Here is a 14,369-nt window from a genome sequence, read left to right on the forward strand (position 1 = left end):
GTGCCATCAACATCAACACCACCGGGGATGGATACCGAATGAATATCAGGTTCGCCGTCAAAAGTAAAATAATCGCGGAAATAAGCAAATTGTCTGTCTAACCGGGGTATGTCAAATACAACTCCCCCAGGCACAACACTTACCATTGGTGCAACTTTCAAGTTTAACTCTTCACCAAGCTGCTGCACTAAGTCATTACCGATGTCTTCTACTTTCTTGTAACTAACACCCCGTCCCAGTTTTACCCTAATACGGTTAAAGGTAGGGCCATTTTTGGCATCAACATACTTAGCATTAATACTAAATTCTTCTAAGGTATTAACTAATAGTTTTCCTGCCTGTTCCATAGTTAAGTTCTGTGAAGTAGCAATCTCATTTGCACCACTATTTATATCTAAATATTTAGGATTTTTTAAAAGAATTAAACCATTACCTGTCAGTTTTAAATCTAATGGCTTACCTGTGGCACGCGCAACAAGCACTGCCGTTCGGCAGCAATAGTTTTTAATGAAGTTATCTCTAGATTTATTAGCTAAATCAGTAAAATAACCAGTTTCCTTATTGATCAAAAATAAATTATAAAGATTCTCCTGAACTACTTTATAACCAATCTGCTTGAGATAAATATTTTTGATTGATTCAATGTATTCAAATAAAGATTCAATGGGTGAGCTGCTAAGTATCTCAATCATTTTTTGATATACGTTATTTTGCTCCCACTGTGATGGCATTCGATTGAGATGAATATACTCAAGTGCATAACGTACAAATTCATATTGGTTTAAAGTACAGTGTTCTGCACATATTGATAATATTTCTTCATCGTTTGTACCTGCAATTACTGATTCGTATATTACCTGAAATAAAAATTCTAAATTAAATTCTATAACTTGACGTGATAATTTTGCTCTAAAGTCAATCTGCTTTAAAACAGTTTCAGCATAATAAACCATTACGTCAGGTAAAGCTTCCCGTATATTATCTATAATCTCTTCATTGCCCAAACCATCTTGTTTTGCCTGCACAATTGCAGTCAAAAGCTTTTGTTTTTGAACTTCAATATTACCATTAGTGTTATTGTATGGTAATAACATCACTGATTTTTACCTCCTAGAAATTTCAAATTTTTGTAATTGCTGCTGATAGTAAATTCTCAACTGCGCTAAAGATTTTGGGTTTTGATTGTACGAGTTGCAAATAAGACTGGCCCATACCCTACCTACTTTACATATCGCAGTATCAAACCTTCCTGCTTCAACATCGCTTAAGGCATTATTACGACGAATATATTCAATTGCCATCTTGTCCTGAGAAGCGGGGCTAAAATCCTTTAAGTTTAACTTTGGCTGAATATCATACCAACTTTTATCCAACATTTGATAAGCACCAGCCGCAGTTGAACAAATATTTTTACCATTGATAGGAGCGCACTGTTTCTTTAACGGGTGTGTAGAAAAATTATTAAAAGTTCTGTTAAATACTAACTTTCGATAACTTTCTGTCTCACTAGTTCCTGTTTCTGCCCAACGAATTGTTGCTAAAAAAGCACTCAATCTTGGTGAATAAGGATGTGGTGAGTAAGAACTTGTACTAACTCTGCCTCTGAAACTATTTAATGATGCTGAAAAAACACTAGTACTTTGAGAAATTGAAAAATAAATTCCCAAAGTAATTAAAGAAGCAGTTGACAAATGAATGGGTTGAAACCGGGATATAAATTGACGGTGAGGACTCAAAATCAACCCACCTAAACCACCAATAATAAACCCAAATTTCCAACTATCAAGTGCCTTACCAAAACTACGCACTTGACAGACAGTATCTGCACTCTTTGATACCAATCCACATGGCAGTGAAGCCACTCCATAAGAAAATGCAACAGAGCAAGTTGCACCAACCAAACCTGATATAAAAATCGGTACAATTTGCATTTCTCTTGCCAATAGCTAAATAACTTCAACGGTTAGCTAAATACTCGTGTAAATAAGGACGGGGATTCTGCGCTACACCATGAGAGCGAACTTCAAAATGCAAATGTGGCCCCGTTGAAAAACCAGTACTACCGACTGCTGCAATCATTTGCCCACGCACAACTTGTTGTCCCTGCTGTACATACAGCTGACTAGCATGACCGTAGAGAGTAGATAAACTTCCCTGATGCTGAATAACAACCGCTTTGCCATAACCACCCTTGTCGCCTGCAAAAACCACTCGACCACCATCAACCGCATAAATTAGTGTCCCCTTTGCTGCACCAAAATCAATCCCCGTGTGAAACCTGCGTTCGCCTGTAATGGGGTGTGTTCGCCAACCAAACTCTGAGGTAATAGGTGTACCAGGCGCAGTTGGAAAGGCAATTCGACCGTTATTTAAAACCTGATTACTACCAATAATTTTAGGTAGTATTAGACTTTGGAGAGATTTAACTAAAAACTGAGATTCAACCCACCCAGAAATTTGGGGAATGACCATAGCTGCAATTAAAACTGAGGTTGGGATCGCATATCTCCAATTTCCACTCGAGTTAGTATCGACCGTCTCATCCAAATTAGTTACAGTCGAATTACTAACCTCCTTGCCACCGTCAGTTTCAAAGATTATTCGCATTATCTCAACGCCTTTTTGCATTAGCAGGAGAAACCTGCCAACAACCAATCCTTGCAGTACTCAATACTTCCTCAAAATCATTCCTAGCCACACGGCAATCAGGAGAATTTAGGCCATCCCCAGATGTTGCAGGTTCCCTTACTTGAGGAGAATAGCGTTTAGGAACAGGAGTAGAAGATATATTCACGCCAGGTGCAGCAGTGGGTACAACAGCCGACGATGAAAACTGAAGCTTTTGTACCAATGCCACAGCATTACGCCAGTTATAAAACTGCAAATATCCCGGTTGTAAAATATCTGCAATCCATACCAGCAGTACGAACCCAAAAATTGCCTTTACCGTCATTATTCCAATTGCTTAACCACAGGCAGGGCAAAAGAGGGAACTTCCTTGGGTACAACTTCAATCTTCTTCCCAGACGCATACCCCGGCCCGGTATAACTGCCATTTAGGAAAAAATTCAACAGCATTATTAACAACCACACTCCCACACCAGCTACACCCACAGGAGATTTAATTACATCAGATAAAAAATATACTGGATACCAGCCAAACCTCCAGGGGTTTTGCGGGTGCAACCGATGTGCTTTCCAAGTCTCAATATAGGGAATCTCTATCTGAGGAACCCTCGGCTTATAGGCAGTAGGCGCATTAATATACCTAACTTCTACTGGCTGAGTATCATAACTAGTTATGGGAGAAACGTTAGGTTGCTGATTTACTATTCCTCCTTGTTGCTGTACCTGCTGCAACATGTTTTGCAAGCGGTTTGCAGGCACAATTGCTCCACCTTCAGAATAATCAACATCAAAGTTGCGGCGCTGATTTCTGCTCATAATATGACCTCAAATTAAGTAACTAGCTGGCAGGTTTATCATTTACCTGGGAGTTAGTATCTTCCCAGAAATCTTCATCCTGAAGTTGGGCGTAAAACTCCTCTGGAGATAACATTCCAGGTTGATTTTGCACTCCATCTTCAACAAACTGGGTACTATGTATTCGCCCTAACCCAGAAACACTAGAACGAGGAGAAAATTGGACTACATTCTTGGCAGAGAATTCGCTATTGAATCTCATCCCAGAAGAAGGTGATACCGGGGGCATTAAAGAAGGCTGAATATCAGTATTAGAAACACCAAGATGAAGTTGTTGATTGCCGGGATTAGGCAAGTTATCAGACAATTCATCTATCTCTTCAACTGCATTGTTATAGTTAGAAATTCCCCAGCCCGAAAAACAAGCAAATCCAGCCAGAAATATAACTGCACTCATCCAATGCACTCCTGAATTCGGAGATGGCATCATCTCGACCGTCGTGCGAGTTGAACCTTCAAGGGTAGTACGAATAGGGGTACGTTTGACTGCCGCTACAACATTGAGCGAACACAAAGCTATGCAAATTATCGCAGCAGCAAACTTGACATACATGACATCACCCCCTCGATTTATTAACAGGTTGTTTATTAGGAACTGGCTGAGGTAATTGCTTCTTCATTTGTTGGATATACATCCGCCTTTGCTCCTCCCGTTGGTGTATTCTCTCGCGGATGTCTGCCACCTGTGCCATCTGCTCTACTGGATCTAAATACCCCCGCGCTCGTAACAGCTGCGCCTGTGCAAGAGAATATGGTTCTTGAGCATTCTTAATCTGAATTAGCATTTGATTTAGATCAACCGATGGTTGAGATTCCAAGTTTTGAGCGTAATCAATTGCCTCTAATTTACCCAAAATCAAAACAGCAGCCGCTCCAGTTGGTATCTTCTCCTCAACTTTCGTACCATCGGTTTTGCGGTATCCCCAGTAAAAAGTATTATTTCCAGAAGCCGCTTCTAGTAACACATCCAGCGAGTTGAATTTAACTATCTCCAGTGCCGGCATATAGTGAAGGCGGTAAAACCCAGATTTCTCATTAGCCTGCATTCTGGATATTTCACTCCGCAATTGCTGTCCCCACAATGCCGCCGCCAACTGTCGCCAGCCCGTAAGAGTAGGCGCACCCTCGACTGAGGAGTAACTGGAAAGATGGTCTATATTGTAGTCAGTACGAGAAAGCTTTTCTAAGTACACTTCCCGAATTTGGGAAACTTGCGTCTTTACCTGTTGTACCTCCGATATTTGATTACCTGGAACCTGTTGCTTCCATCCAACCATCAATGCAACCGCCCCGATAACAGACAGCGCACTAACAGTTGAACAAACCGTCCACAGGGTAACATTTACCTTTTTCTTTCTGCGACTTGGTTGTTTATTTCGCACAGGTGTAGGAGTAAACATAATTTACCCCTCATGTATTATCAATAACCAACTGCAACTGAGGGCGCTTGTTTAACTCGCGTGCGATCGCCTCTTGGCGGGCGCTCCGCGCCATCGCAATTCCCGCACCACCCACAACTATCCCAGTAAGTAGCAACAAAGGATGCAAGGCAAGGGTCGCCCCCACTCCCAATAATTGTCCCACCATCCCAGAAACACCCAGGTTCATCAACAAACCACCTGCCGTGTTAACCAAAAAGTCAAATGCTGCACTCATACTTGCTCCCTGGCAATAATGCGATTAAAATGAGTAATTGCCTTGATTTTGAAAGGTTGACTAGGTTTTTTGTTCGTCCCTGGTAAACCAAATTATTACTAGTGCCAAAATTAAACCAACTAATTCACCTATACCCACACCAATCAAAATTGGCTGAATACTCAGAATTTCCTGTCTCTCTTGAGTTGGGGGAACTGCTACCCACGTCCCAATAACAGTACCAGCTACTACCGAAAGTAAATTTATACCAACTGCCTGGGTAGATGTCTTTCTCAAGTTGAGTAAACTCTCATCCCGTATTTGATAGCAGATGGGTAGCATTTGAGCTACTATTTCTTCGGAGATTGCCCGGTTTTCGGCTGCGAGGACTTCAACTGTCTCGGCTGCGGTGTCGATGTACCGACCAACAGTGGATGAGTCTCTTCCCCCCAGTTCACTTTGCCGAAAAAATCGTTATCGATGCGCGAGTTAATTCGCTCTTGCGCTTCATCGTAACCAGGTGGAACGGAAGTATCACCTTCACCAAGTAAACTGCTGCCATGAAAAACAAATTCTTCTAGAGCAAGTGTGGAAGATTCAAGCACCACCTTATGGCGTAATTCCCCTAACTGAATACCCCTATCTGCATCTCGGTAAAGTATTCCTACAAAGCTGTCGGGCAAAGCTTGCTCTGGGTCTACGCCAAATCGCTGTTTGATGTACTCGCGCTTGTCGAACTTATGTTCGCCTACTTCTGATTTGCGATCGCGCATTGCAATCAAGTGCTGGCCAGCTTCTTCAAGGGACATACCTTCACGGGAGGCTGTCTCTTTAAGTTGAACTAATTGCTGTTCAATTGTTTCATCAAGCGTATCATTTGGCTGCAAAGCTAAATCTAACAACCGACAGCAGGTACGTACTACATCAGGCGACACCTGCAAAGTCTCTGCCACTTTGTTGATATGCTTCATTTCGCTCAATTCTCCTAATTACTGCTTGCACAATTGGGTTATTTTTTTCTTCATCAGATATATGCTTAGTCAAAAAATCATAAAGGCTTACGTCATTGACTTTTTGCAAATAAGCATCTAAGCCACCAGCAGGAATCACTTGCTGTAAATATTCCTCACAAGTCAACCGCCGAATCTTGATAGCAACGTAGAAAACATCTGCAATTTCGACTGTTGTTGCATCAAAATATCCTCCCCGCTTTCGGGGTTTAACTATACCAGCATAGGGATACCACCGTTGTAAAGCGGCAATGGAAATCCCGTATCTTTCGGCAAGTGTTTTCTGGGTGTAGATAACGTTCTCACATATCATCAAACTCTATTCCAACTGAAAGACTTCATCAATTGAAAGCGAATTAAACTAGCACCTTACCAAACTGCTTGTAAATTAAAAAATAATTTACAATTTATGTCACTTTAGTACAGGTATAGCTCAACTCAGATACAACTAAACTTCAGTTACTCTCCTACTAAACTGCACACTTGCCAAGTTACATACTGCCTATTGATAATGCAAGCATGTTTGTATATATGAGTAAAAAAATAGAAAAATAACTCTTTTGGTAAGAAACTGCTCTAACAGAAATATATAACGCGATGTGCTACTTAATAGTCTGTGACAAGTTCATTGAACTTTTACCCATTTATCTTGCCATATCGTGTTATGAAAATACTTGCCTTCACAATCTGATAACTACAAAGCTTATTCTTATTGAGAAATAGCCTGTTGCTGTTTCTTTATCGCACGCGCTATCAAAGGAGCTTTTTTTTCTAATCCTTGTAGAGTCAAATCCCCATCCAAATAAAGTTGATACCATTGTTGACGCTGGCGCAAGACTCTTTCATCATCCCGTAACCGCAACCGTTCCAAAGCAAATTCTGCCTTTTGACGTTGTTGTGGAGGAACTTTATCTGTTAATACTAATTGTAGGGAAGGAAGTAAAATTTCAAACCAATCTTCTCCCAAATCCAAAGGGTCAAGTACCTGGTCATCAAGCGTACCTTTACTACTGTTTATCCAGGCAGAAGCAAAGCGTAAATTGCTCCATTCATAAGCTAAATTGCGATAATTTTCACGGCTGCGATAATGATCTACTGTACCAACTGGTTCATACATAACGCTATAGCCACACAGATTACTAAATCCATCAGCTAAATAACTTTTGAAAGGCGACCAATAATCTCTAGTTCCTTTTTTAGGGTTTGGATTTTTTGCCAACCAAGCATTTCCTGGTTGTCGCACTTTTTTATCAAAATCAGGCGGTTCTGGAGGAGGATTAAATGGCATCATCTGTGTTATACCCCTGATAGCCCAGAATTTCTTTTCTCCGTTGTAACTATCCAACGGGGCCAAAATGGGTCATGTCCTGGTAAAACTCTTTGAAGTTCCTGATGAATTTGTGTTGGTATTCTCAGATTTTCTGGAAACGCATTCATATCATCAGCACGCATCCAAGCCTCTGCTGCTTCAATTGCGATTTCTGCTTCTTTGGAACGGGCTTGTTTGAGTCCGAAAATGTCTGAGGTTAACCATCCAACTATGTCCCCTTGTTTTGACCAAGGTACTTCGTCAAGGCTAACCTCTCTATCTTGTAATTTAAATAAAAATAGTTGATCTTCTTGCTCATTAAAATTTGGCTCTAAGAGGATGTTTGAAAAGTGGTTAGCTGTGATTTTAATTACGTTATTACCCCCCTTAGTCCCCCCTTGTAAAGGGGGGAAACAAGATAAATCCGATTCCCTCCCCTTTATAAGGGGAGGGTTAGGGTGGGGTAAAAAAATATTTGATACATCAGCCATGACTTTTCAAACAACCTCTAAGGAAGCAAGAATAAGTGGAGAATGAGTAGTTACTAAAGCCTGTATCTTCATCCTGGGTTGTAATTCTGTCACCACAGATAAAATAGCTGGTAAAATCACCCTCTGCCAACGAGGATGCAAATGAGATTCAATTTCATCAATTAGTAAAATTATCTGATTTACTGGCTTTTGTTGTCGCAGTTCTGAAGCTTTTTTGTGTTCGTACCAAGTCCACACTAGTAAATAAGCTAGTCCCAAAATACGCTTCATTCCGGCTGATGTTTGAGTAACAGGAACATTCCCGTAAGGTAGGTTAACTGTAGGAATATCGCGCACGTCTTCAATAGAAACTCGCGTTGGTTCTCCTACTTCTATCCATTCGGAAGGGTGAGGTGCAAGTTTGTTAATGACATTAGAAAAGAGTTCAAATGGATATTTATTAGGTTGATTCTGCCATGTAACCCAATCTTGAATTAGACCATTACAAATAACTTTACTTTTTGACTTTAATCCATTCCAAAGTGTATTTGGATTAAAATTATAAGCAATATCGCGTTGGCGAGCAGGGTCAAAAACAGAAAAACTACCATCAACCCGCACATAAATAACTACTTCTTTTAATAAAGGCGGCATTTGTAAATTACGCCATTGCTGTTCAGAAAAATCAAACTGGCTCTGATACTCTCTTATATTTTTTTTATTGCTAACTACGGCTGTAATTTGCGGATTTTCACCTCTGACTCGCTGTGGGTACGCTGGTTGCTCTGCCCAATTTGTAGTCATCACCCACCATGCAATATCGAGTAAAAAACTTTTACCTAAACCATTATCACCCGTAAATATATTGAGCCTATCGGCAAATGCGACATCAAAATGGGCAGCAGGACCAACTTGTTGGAGGTGAAGTTCTTTTAAGATTTGGCTCTCATACACAAATTTATATTGATCAACTTACTTCTTGTAAATTAAAATTGGATAGCTCAATAGCAGTTAATCATTTTTAATGAATCCCTACAATATCCTTAATCAGACTGAACTTCAGTGTGTTAGTGATAGCATAATCCAACCCCTACTAGAAAATTGCGAGACTGCCTCACATATCCTGATTTTAGTCTGGCCACAACTTGGGGATTTTGATAGCCTTGAATATGCATGGTGGTTACAGCGCAAAGCTAACAAATTGCCTCCTGAAAAAGTCGCTATTCGTGCAGTGGGAATTGGCTCACGCACCTCTGGAACAAGATTCTGTCAATATACAGGATTTTCACCGGAAAATTTATTTGTTGAACCCAATGCAGAATTACATCACCAACTTAAACTTTATTCAGGTCTGAATCTGACTCTACCTGGACTTTCTGTGTCTCATCAAGCTTGGCTAAATCTAATGTTAATGTGTGCAGGGTTTGGAAGTCCAGGAACGCTAAGAGAAGTTTTTCGGGGATACAGGGGAGATCGTCAAGCCCCTCAACTCATTGAAGATGATGAAATTATTCAAGGTACTCCTCTACCTACTTTTAAAGGCTCGTTTTTCCGATTAGCTGGCGGAAATGGTTTTCAACGTCCCTTTGAATTAGCAACTCTACGGCTAGGTAATATGGTGGAAGTTCTGAGCAATTGGCACACTTATGTACCAAATTCTGCCTACTTAACTCAGCGTGGTGGAACTTTTTTGTTTGATAGTAAAGGCCAGTTACTTTACTCTCATCGAGATCCAGGAATTCTGGGCTTTGCTGCTAATATGAGTCAGCCTTTATCATTTTTATCCTTTATCGAAGCAAATAGCTTTACGATGGGTGATGCGTAAAGGCCCCGAATGCGCTTTGCTAAATTCGGGGGATATAAGCAAACTTTCCTGAATTTATTCATCAGTGTTCAATTGTTTGGCGTGATTCATTAATCTATGCAATGATCCTGTTGATTGCTACTTGGGACTAAATTCAATTGATTTTAATAATCCGTGAGCCTGCTAGTCGTGAAGAAATAGACGAAATGGTGAAAACTTGGGATGTATTCATTAAAATAGCAGTAGACATCGAACGCAAAATTCTTGCAGGTGGTGGCGTTCGCCATTACGAATGTGAACAAGAGTTACTTAAAGACGGTAGCAGACAACGAGATATTTGGGGTGTGGATTGGTCTCCTTTGACTCAGGAAATCGTGTTTGAGTCAATCATCAACATTCGCCCAAGCCAGAATAACCGTAGTATGATAATACAGTCTAACCAAATTCGAGAACAAGTTAGCCAAATTACCAAGCAATTGCTAGGAGGATTGTAATGCCTAACTGGAGTGCAATTGAAGCGAGTTTTTTACGTCAATCCCACGCGCAACAATTAGGAGAATTGGCAGCTAGTTTGGCACGCCTTAACTCTTGGTCACAAAAGAGTGCAATTCGTGAATTAGTTCCAATATTGTTGTCAGAAAGTTTGTTGTACGTGTCTTTAATACAACAAAAAAGTGAAATAAATAATGTTGAATTAAATCAACTCCAAGACTTATTACAAAACTGGATTAATGTTTGGGACAAATCAATGGAAATTACAGATATTGCATCTGTTGCGTCTACTTGGTCACAGCGAGTATTGGAGATGTCGGGTTTGCTCGCTTCTTAAATCGTTGAGTGCATAGTCTCAAGTAATGCACTTGACCACTTGACCACTGCGATCAGCTACGCTGGGCGGTTACGCCATCGCTTCTCGGTAAATACTGCTGTATCAAGAGTTTGCAGTTGCCTCATCATCAGTAGTAAAGTATTTAGAGGTATAGCAATAAAATAATTATTTTTGCTTAGTAATTAATTATATTTTCCTACGGGATTATGAGAATACTACACAGCAATTTGCTCCCAGCTAGAATTCTCCTCAAAAATATCTATTTCATCTTGAGATAGTATTTTAGGTTGCATTTGTTGTAGGTCACGCAGTACCATTTCGGTATCCTCAGCATTAAATTTATAGTACTCAGTTAAACTCCCTATGGGATGATTAAAGCTTTGATAACGGTGTTTGAAATATAATTCAATATTTCCCCTGTGTTCCCAAGTTCCTAATACTTTAATAGCAGCACTCGAATAATGAGCAAGCAAATTAATTTTTACTTCTGCTACTCGCTTGAGAACGGATCTAGTGGTTACTCCTATTTTGTAGATAATTCCAATATTAGTTTCAATCTCTAAAAAATATAGGCTAGAGGATAGAATGCGTTGAAGTTGAGCGCGATACAGCTTCAAATCAGTAAATCGATATACTAAATCTGGAGCATTTTTGTATTCGGCGTGTTTAAAAGCTAGCTGAAGTTTCAGCAGTTTTTTAAGTAATAGTGGCTCCTGTACATCATTGAACCGCGCAAACTCTAGCGCTCCAACGGGAATTTTACCCAAATCACTAAATTTATATTCTGTTGGGGTTAAGTATAGGTTTTTTCTTAACACTCCTGCTTTGAGTAAACCAGAAGTAATTAAGTAGGAACTAATAGGGTAATTTTTGGCTCCGTACTCCTGCCAAAGCAGCTTTAACTGTGCCAAATCCTTGCCAGATAATTGAACGTTGAAATTGTCATAGAGTGGCAGAGTAGGGAATTCTCGGTTAGCTATGGGGCGGCAGGTTTCTTCATTATGAGCAAAATGATGCTCTTTAACCTTGCCTTTTTTAGCAGTTAGACTACTATTACAGTAAGGACACTGAAGTGAAGTCTTCCCCCTATTGATATCTTCAATACATATCAAGATACCTTCTTCATTTACACCATATTTTAGCCACATTGCCACACCATTACTGAATAGTTAAAGTTACTCTTACTAGTGTGCTTTAACTTTTCCAATATGTCTCTATCTTCTGGATTAATATAATGTTGATTTGAAGAATTAATGCACTAACTACCCCCCCAAGGTTAGAGAGTTAAGGTAGCTTTTTAAAGGCTTTACTGAAACTATGCTTTATTCAAAGTTGCCAAGACCCATCATGTGATAAGCAATAACAGCAGTATCAAAGGGTTCCAGGTAAATGATATTTATGGGATTACTGGGTAAAGTAATTGATGTTTCACTCTTGTTAGAAGTAGCTGTTTGATTATTAGCGATTCTAGGTAGTAAAATAGAACCAACAAGATTTGCCAAATTGAGCGGTTTAGCGAGTTTCATAGGTGATTCTGTGTTGGTTATTGAGAGCTAATTTGTAAACTCAAGTAAAGTACTTGTCTAATAAGGGTTTCAGGAATTTAAGTCAATACAGTACTTATTCTCTGAAACTCAGACCTAGCAATGAGTTGAGTACCCTTAAGATTTTCTTTACGAATCAGCTCTGAATATATATATTTAACTGAAATAATCTAACAACTTATGCATCACAGTTAATCATTTGTAGGTGCGATCGCCTGACTACAAAACTAAAGAGATGGGGGCGACACCGAATAGCCCGCCGCAGGCATCGCTTGAAAGCAGACTACTTTTGATGTGCGATGGCGTACCCGCCCGCCGGAGGCATCGCTCTTTTTTCCTCTCTACGAGACGCTGAACGCGAGCGCTTGAATGATATGATGTCTGGCAAATTGTCCATAATTAAGCAGCCAGTTCAGGCCACCAGTGAAAATTGGTTAAGCCATGTACAAAATCAGGCTTGTCAATAATTTGACGACAACGTTGAAATAATATCTCCTCAACCTCGTCAAGACTTTCAAAACTTCGATTAGCAATCGGTTCATTCGTGAGTGGCCACAAACGCTCTGCTGGTTGTAATTCTGGAGAGTGAGAAGGTAAAAACTCTCCTGTATACCTTGTGGAATCTTGACCTTGGTGCTGGAATACCAGCCTGCTTTGTCAACAACCAAAACTACCTGTTTTTTCTCACCAATGCCAAAATGTTGCGCGAAATCTGCAAGTACTTTATTAAATAATTGAATATTTACGTAGGGCAGTATCCACCAATATGTTTGGCCTGAATTACGTGCTGGAAGACGCGATTTTAACAGAATTAGTGGGGCGATGAGCAGGAGCCAGCAGTACATTTATTATCGTTGATTACTTAAGCAAACCGCACCTAAGTGCGATCGCTTCTAGACGCAATCATTGTCTAGCAAAAGTCAAGTCACTTCAACGATATAATCAAAGCTGTCAATCTCCTGAACAGTCTTCTTCATCTACCCAATCTTCATCCCAGAGAAGTTCATTGTAAACCTTAGTTGCTTGAGATATTTTTAGGTTGTGAGCTGCCGTCACACAATTTCTTGGTTGCCAGGCAATGAGGGCATATCTCCTATGTAAATGTCTGACAGCATCCTTGCAGTCATTAATTACTGGAATATCTTCTTTGATGTATTTCCGCAATTGGACTCCTAAACGAATTGCCTCCATTTCATAATTTTGAAAGTAGGGTTCTTCAACATCAGGTGTAGAAATCAGTAATCCTCTCACCCAGGCATAACTTTTATAGATAGCCTTCGCTACAACTAAATTGACTTGTTTTGGTGTCCAGTTGCTCCTTTGTAAAAAGTTATCTATTGCTGATTCATCATCTAAATCTATATCTACGTTAGATTCTGAAAGTATTTCCGAGATATCTGTATTTTCTAGGAACAGTTCGTACCATTCTTGAAATGTTTCGGGACTAAATAGTTTTCTCGCTTCTTCAAATTAAATTTTATCCCATCCAGCATCTGTAACTATTTCGTTACCAGTCTTTGTAATGAACAGATTTTCTTCTTCTACCATCCAAGGGAAGGATGTCTTTTGATGTTTTCTCTTTCGTTTAGCCATTGAGCCATTGCAATGTCTATCGCCTTGCCGCCAAAACGTCTACGCACTCAACTTTAATGCTATCGTCGATTATTTGGTAGGTTTCTTTACCAAATAGCAACTCCTGTTTGTGACAGTACGTACACCATAGAAGCAATGTACTTTTTTTACCTATATTTCTCAGGAGTATCACTCACAAAAATCATCCACCCGGATATCCCGCCAAATGTCAGAAATCTGCCAGCCAGAGTTGCCAACAGACTGTACTGGAGGATTGTCAAAGAATGGAATATAGTCAGGAACTTTAGCCACTGGAATTGCTGCTGGTTGCTCATCAACCACAGGGGCTGAAGAATTGACGGTATCAGCTTGAAGATTTTGGTCTTCAGCGTGTTGGATTTCCATCATTTTCATCAGAGTCAGCTTGTCGGATTTTTTGATGATCTTCATATCTATGTATTGAAAGTTTTCATTCACTGCTCTCCAAAAGCATTGGCTCAAAATTTGGACAACAGCAAAATTGGGAGAAATTGGGTGTTAATAATTGCACGAAACAAACAAGATACAGCAAATCTATGAAAAATACGAGTCCCTTGCTGAAGAATTTATCAATTGGATACAAATTTCTTCTTCGTGCAGATGTCACAATATTTTACACAGATGTTTTGGGCACTCCTTAGTCTCATAGGAACCATTAATTCTCAAAATCAAAC

General features: G+C 39.8%; 21 protein-coding genes and 2 pseudogenes. 3 read left to right on the forward strand and 20 right to left on the reverse strand.

Annotated elements, in window-relative coordinates; all coding sequences use genetic code 11:
* The 14 genes and pseudogenes from V7L29_RS18125 to V7L29_RS18190 form a co-directional block, all read right to left on the reverse strand.
* The coding region (locus tag V7L29_RS18125; RefSeq protein ID WP_334736358.1) for a DNA translocase FtsK at positions 1-1,094 on the reverse strand (1,094 nt) is incomplete at its 3' end.
* Between the two features lie 9 nt (positions 1,095-1,103).
* Positions 1,104-1,931: a glycoside hydrolase family 24 protein gene (locus tag V7L29_RS18130; RefSeq protein WP_334736359.1), complete on the reverse strand. Its 828-nt coding sequence runs from the start codon at positions 1,929-1,931 to the stop codon at positions 1,104-1,106.
* Positions 1,932-1,956: 25 nt separating this feature from the next.
* Complete coding sequence (locus V7L29_RS18135; RefSeq protein WP_334736360.1) at positions 1,957-2,607, reverse strand: M23 family metallopeptidase; 651 nt, start codon at positions 2,605-2,607, stop codon at positions 1,957-1,959.
* A 4-nt stretch (positions 2,608-2,611) separates the two neighbouring features.
* Complete coding sequence (locus V7L29_RS18140) at positions 2,612-2,953, reverse strand: hypothetical protein (protein WP_334736361.1); 342 nt, start codon at positions 2,951-2,953, stop codon at positions 2,612-2,614.
* Positions 2,953-3,444 (reverse strand): hypothetical protein, encoded by a 492-nt coding sequence (locus V7L29_RS18145; RefSeq protein WP_334736362.1) that lies wholly within the window; start codon positions 3,442-3,444, stop codon positions 2,953-2,955. Before V7L29_RS18145 ends, V7L29_RS18140 begins: the two co-directional genes overlap by 1 nt.
* A gap of 22 nt (positions 3,445-3,466) precedes the next feature.
* Complete coding sequence (locus V7L29_RS18150) at positions 3,467-4,036, reverse strand: hypothetical protein (RefSeq protein WP_334736363.1); 570 nt, start codon at positions 4,034-4,036, stop codon at positions 3,467-3,469.
* 4 nt (positions 4,037-4,040) lie between these two features.
* A complete protein-coding gene (locus V7L29_RS18155) occupies positions 4,041-4,883 on the reverse strand; it encodes a phage terminase large subunit family protein (protein WP_334736364.1) in 843 nt (280 codons plus the stop codon).
* Between the two features lie 10 nt (positions 4,884-4,893).
* On the reverse strand, positions 4,894-5,139 hold the full coding sequence (locus V7L29_RS18160) for a hypothetical protein (RefSeq protein WP_334736365.1): 246 nt from the start codon (positions 5,137-5,139) through the stop codon (positions 4,894-4,896).
* Positions 5,140-5,199: 60 nt separating this feature from the next.
* Entirely contained in the window at positions 5,200-5,460 is a 261-nt protein-coding gene (locus V7L29_RS18165; protein ID WP_334736366.1) for a hypothetical protein, read from the reverse strand.
* An 8-nt stretch (positions 5,461-5,468) separates the two neighbouring features.
* Positions 5,469-6,020: a hypothetical protein gene (locus V7L29_RS18170; protein WP_334736396.1), complete on the reverse strand. Its 552-nt coding sequence runs from the start codon at positions 6,018-6,020 to the stop codon at positions 5,469-5,471.
* Positions 6,021-6,042: 22 nt separating this feature from the next.
* Positions 6,043-6,441, reverse strand: a complete 399-nt coding sequence (locus V7L29_RS18175) for a hypothetical protein (RefSeq protein ID WP_029631351.1) — start codon at positions 6,439-6,441, stop codon at positions 6,043-6,045.
* A gap of 396 nt (positions 6,442-6,837) precedes the next feature.
* Positions 6,838-7,419, reverse strand: coding sequence for a hypothetical protein (locus tag V7L29_RS18180; RefSeq protein WP_334736367.1), 582 nt, complete (start codon positions 7,417-7,419; stop codon positions 6,838-6,840).
* Between the two features lie 5 nt (positions 7,420-7,424).
* Positions 7,425-7,928, reverse strand: coding sequence for a hypothetical protein (locus tag V7L29_RS18185; protein WP_334736368.1), 504 nt, complete (start codon positions 7,926-7,928; stop codon positions 7,425-7,427).
* A gap of 21 nt (positions 7,929-7,949) precedes the next feature.
* Positions 7,950-8,846 (reverse strand): annotated as a pseudogene (locus tag V7L29_RS18190) (AAA family ATPase); the annotation flags it as partial.
* An 85-nt stretch (positions 8,847-8,931) separates the two neighbouring features.
* On the opposite strand from V7L29_RS18190, the gene V7L29_RS18195 reads away from it, so the two are divergent.
* The 3 genes from V7L29_RS18195 (at position 8,932) to V7L29_RS18205 (ending at position 10,540) form a co-directional block, all read left to right on the forward strand.
* Positions 8,932-9,732 carry a peroxiredoxin-like family protein gene (locus V7L29_RS18195; RefSeq protein ID WP_334736369.1) on the forward strand — a complete coding sequence of 267 codons (801 nt, stop codon included), beginning with the start codon at positions 8,932-8,934 and terminating at the stop codon, positions 9,730-9,732.
* A gap of 137 nt (positions 9,733-9,869) precedes the next feature.
* Positions 9,870-10,205, forward strand: coding sequence for a DUF5674 family protein (locus tag V7L29_RS18200; RefSeq protein ID WP_289794363.1), 336 nt, complete (start codon positions 9,870-9,872; stop codon positions 10,203-10,205).
* Positions 10,205-10,540 carry a hypothetical protein gene (locus V7L29_RS18205; RefSeq protein WP_104906680.1) on the forward strand — a complete coding sequence of 112 codons (336 nt, stop codon included), beginning with the start codon at positions 10,205-10,207 and terminating at the stop codon, positions 10,538-10,540. Before V7L29_RS18200 ends, V7L29_RS18205 begins: the two co-directional genes overlap by 1 nt.
* A gap of 215 nt (positions 10,541-10,755) precedes the next feature.
* On the opposite strand, the gene V7L29_RS18210 is transcribed toward V7L29_RS18205, so the two are convergent.
* The 6 genes and pseudogenes from V7L29_RS18210 to V7L29_RS18235 all read right to left on the reverse strand — a co-directional run bounded on the left by V7L29_RS18210 (position 10,756) and on the right by V7L29_RS18235 (position 14,106).
* Positions 10,756-11,688 carry a GIY-YIG nuclease family protein gene (locus V7L29_RS18210; protein WP_334736370.1) on the reverse strand — a complete coding sequence of 311 codons (933 nt, stop codon included), beginning with the start codon at positions 11,686-11,688 and terminating at the stop codon, positions 10,756-10,758.
* 174 nt (positions 11,689-11,862) lie between these two features.
* Positions 11,863-12,066 carry a hypothetical protein gene (locus V7L29_RS18215; RefSeq protein WP_229485746.1) on the reverse strand — a complete coding sequence of 68 codons (204 nt, stop codon included), beginning with the start codon at positions 12,064-12,066 and terminating at the stop codon, positions 11,863-11,865.
* Positions 12,067-12,483: 417 nt separating this feature from the next.
* Positions 12,484-12,863, reverse strand: a pseudogene (locus V7L29_RS18220) (transposase); the annotation flags it as partial.
* A 172-nt stretch (positions 12,864-13,035) separates the two neighbouring features.
* The gene (locus V7L29_RS18225) at positions 13,036-13,335 is read right to left on the reverse strand and encodes a hypothetical protein (protein WP_334736371.1); all 300 of its coding nucleotides are present in this window, start codon (positions 13,333-13,335) and stop codon (positions 13,036-13,038) included.
* Between the two features lie 219 nt (positions 13,336-13,554).
* A complete protein-coding gene (locus tag V7L29_RS18230; RefSeq protein ID WP_334736372.1) occupies positions 13,555-13,677 on the reverse strand; it encodes a hypothetical protein in 123 nt (40 codons plus the stop codon).
* Between the two features lie 168 nt (positions 13,678-13,845).
* Entirely contained in the window at positions 13,846-14,106 is a 261-nt protein-coding gene (locus V7L29_RS18235; protein ID WP_334736373.1) for a hypothetical protein, read from the reverse strand.
* Positions 14,107-14,369: the final 263 nt, after the last annotated feature.

Source organism: Nostoc sp., from assembly GCF_036916575.1.
Taxonomy (GTDB): Bacteria; Cyanobacteriota; Cyanobacteriia; order Cyanobacteriales; family Nostocaceae; genus Nostoc.

Bases quoted from the DNA above. Each gene is read 5' to 3' on its own strand.
- V7L29_RS18185 (WP_334736368.1), bottom strand. From the start codon at position 7,928: ATGGCTGATGTATCAAATATTTTTTTACCCCACCCTAACCCTCCCCTT.
- V7L29_RS18130 (WP_334736359.1), bottom strand. From the start codon at position 1,931: ATGCAAATTGTACCGATTTTTATATCAGGTTTGGTTGGTGCAACTTGC.
- V7L29_RS18150 (WP_334736363.1), bottom strand. From the start codon at position 4,036: ATGTATGTCAAGTTTGCTGCTGCGATAATTTGCATAGCTTTGTGTTCG.
- V7L29_RS18140 (WP_334736361.1), bottom strand. From the start codon at position 2,953: ATGACGGTAAAGGCAATTTTTGGGTTCGTACTGCTGGTATGGATTGCA.
- V7L29_RS18155 (WP_334736364.1), bottom strand. From the start codon at position 4,883: ATGTTTACTCCTACACCTGTGCGAAATAAACAACCAAGTCGCAGAAAG.
- V7L29_RS18210 (WP_334736370.1), bottom strand. From the start codon at position 11,688: ATGTGGCTAAAATATGGTGTAAATGAAGAAGGTATCTTGATATGTATT.
- V7L29_RS18160 (WP_334736365.1), bottom strand. From the start codon at position 5,139: ATGAGTGCAGCATTTGACTTTTTGGTTAACACGGCAGGTGGTTTGTTG.
- V7L29_RS18175 (WP_029631351.1), bottom strand. From the start codon at position 6,441: ATGATATGTGAGAACGTTATCTACACCCAGAAAACACTTGCCGAAAGA.
- V7L29_RS18235 (WP_334736373.1), bottom strand. From the start codon at position 14,106: ATGAAGATCATCAAAAAATCCGACAAGCTGACTCTGATGAAAATGATG.
- V7L29_RS18135 (WP_334736360.1), bottom strand. From the start codon at position 2,607: ATGCGAATAATCTTTGAAACTGACGGTGGCAAGGAGGTTAGTAATTCG.
- V7L29_RS18180 (WP_334736367.1), bottom strand. From the start codon at position 7,419: ATGATGCCATTTAATCCTCCTCCAGAACCGCCTGATTTTGATAAAAAA.
- V7L29_RS18145 (WP_334736362.1), bottom strand. From the start codon at position 3,444: ATGAGCAGAAATCAGCGCCGCAACTTTGATGTTGATTATTCTGAAGGT.
- V7L29_RS18205 (WP_104906680.1), top strand. From the start codon at position 10,205: ATGCCTAACTGGAGTGCAATTGAAGCGAGTTTTTTACGTCAATCCCAC.
- V7L29_RS18230 (WP_334736372.1), bottom strand. From the start codon at position 13,677: ATGGCTAAACGAAAGAGAAAACATCAAAAGACATCCTTCCCTTGGATG.
- V7L29_RS18215 (WP_229485746.1), bottom strand. From the start codon at position 12,066: ATGAAACTCGCTAAACCGCTCAATTTGGCAAATCTTGTTGGTTCTATT.
- V7L29_RS18165 (WP_334736366.1), bottom strand. From the start codon at position 5,460: ATGCTACCCATCTGCTATCAAATACGGGATGAGAGTTTACTCAACTTG.
- V7L29_RS18195 (WP_334736369.1), top strand. From the start codon at position 8,932: ATGAATCCCTACAATATCCTTAATCAGACTGAACTTCAGTGTGTTAGT.